Origin of the sequence: Pseudolysinimonas sp., from assembly GCF_031389465.1 — a bacterium.
Lineage (GTDB): Bacteria > Actinomycetota > Actinomycetes > Actinomycetales > Microbacteriaceae > Pseudolysinimonas_A.
Genome location: NZ_JANMSQ010000221.1, coordinates 1 through 1,772, shown reverse-complemented (window position 1 = coordinate 1,772; position 1,772 = coordinate 1). Strand labels below are relative to the sequence as shown.

Genomic DNA, 1,772 nt, shown 5'->3' with positions numbered 1-1,772 from the left:
GAGAGCGCCCGAATCACATGCTCGGCCATACGGAGTGTCTACCCCGCACGGCCGACACGGGCAACCGTCGGGTCAGCGCCGCCGCGCGGGGGCGTGTGCCGGGGCCGACGGGCCGCCCTTGCGACCGGTCGCGGGTACCGCGTGCACGCCCGGGCGCAGGGCGGGGCGTTCGAGCGAGGCGCCTTCGACATCCACATCGGGCAGGATGCGGTCGAGCCACTTGGGCAGCCACCAGGCCGACCGGCCGAGCAGGTGCATCAGCGCCGGCATGAGCAGCAACCGCACGACGAACGCGTCGAACAGCACGCCCACCGCCATCCCGAAGCCGAGCGGGCGCACCATCGCGAGATGCGAGAAGACGAATCCGCCGAACACCGAGATCATGATGATCGCCGCGGCGATGACGACGGCACGGGCGTTGCGCACCCCGATGGTGACGGCGGTACGGGCCGGGGCGCCATGGACGAATGCCTCGCGCATTCCCGATCCGATGAACAGCTGGTAGTCCATCGCGAGCCCGAACAACACGCCGGTGAGGATGATCGGGGCGAAGTTGAGCACCGGCCCCGGGTCGTGCACGCCGAAGATCTCGCCGAGCCAACCCCACTGGTAGATCGCGGTCACGGCGCCGAGTGCGGCGAAGAGCGACAGCAGGAATCCACCGGTGGCGATCAGTGGCACGAGGATCGATCGGAACACGATGACAAGGATGATGAGCGACAGCCCGATGACGATCGTCAGGTATATCGGCAGGGCGTCGGCGATCGTCTGCGAGATGTCGATGTTGCCGCTCGCCGCACCGGCGACCCCGAGCACGGCTTCGCCGTTGGCTGTGTCGATCGGTGACAGGCCACGCAGCGCCGTGACGAGTTCTTCGGTCGAGACACTCGAGGGGCCGTCGATCGGTACGACCCGGAAGGCGAGCAGTTCGCCATCATCCGCCACTCCGGCGGGCGAGACCGCGACGACGTCGTTCTGCGCCATCAGCACGTCTTCGATCTGCACCTGCAGTGTCGTGACGGCGAGAGGGTCGTCGGGGTCGACAGCGTTGGCGGGCTCGGCAGTGACGACGAGGGTGCCGTTGGTGCCCGCGCCGAACTCTTCGGCGACGATCGTGTAGGCGCGGTATTGGGTCGAGTCTTCGGGTTCGCTCGACCCGTCGGGTAGGCCGAGACGCAGCGAGAGCGCCGGCACCGCCGCGACGAGAAGGATGCCGACAGCCGCGACGACCGCCACCATGGCTCGCCACGTGGGCATGGGCTTCGGTGGCGACGGCAGGTGATCGAGGTGGCCGATCTTCGCGCGCGCCCGCTTGCTGAGCACCCGCATCCCGACGAGGCCGAGCAGCGCGGGGGTGAACGTGACCGCGACGAGCACCGCGATGAGCACGCAGACGGCTGCGACCGTTCCCATGACCCCGAGGAACGGGATGCCGGTGACGTTGAGCGCGAGCAGCGCGATGACGACGGTGGCACCAGCGAACACGACGGCGTTGCCGGCGGTTCCGTTCGCGAGCGCGATCGACTCGGTCACGTCGGCGCCGTCTTTCAACTGACGCCGGTGTCGGTTGATGATGAAGAGCGTGTAGTCGATGCCGACTGCGAGGCCGAGCATGACACCGAGCACCGGGGTGACCGAAGCCATCTCTACGACGCCCGAGAAGGCGAGCGAGCCGGCGACGGCGACTCCGACGCCCAAAATTGACGACACGAGCGGCAGCGACGCGGGGATGAGCGCCCCCAGCATCACCACGAGCACGAGGGCGGCGACGA

1 protein-coding gene is annotated in these 1,772 nt (G+C 68.5%); it reads right to left on the bottom strand.

The window, feature by feature from the left end:
* Window positions 1-72: 72 nt before the first annotated feature.
* A partial coding sequence (locus RMO30_RS08865) for an MMPL family transporter (RefSeq protein ID WP_309712163.1) occupies window positions 73-1,772 on the bottom strand: 1,700 nt, incomplete at its 5' end.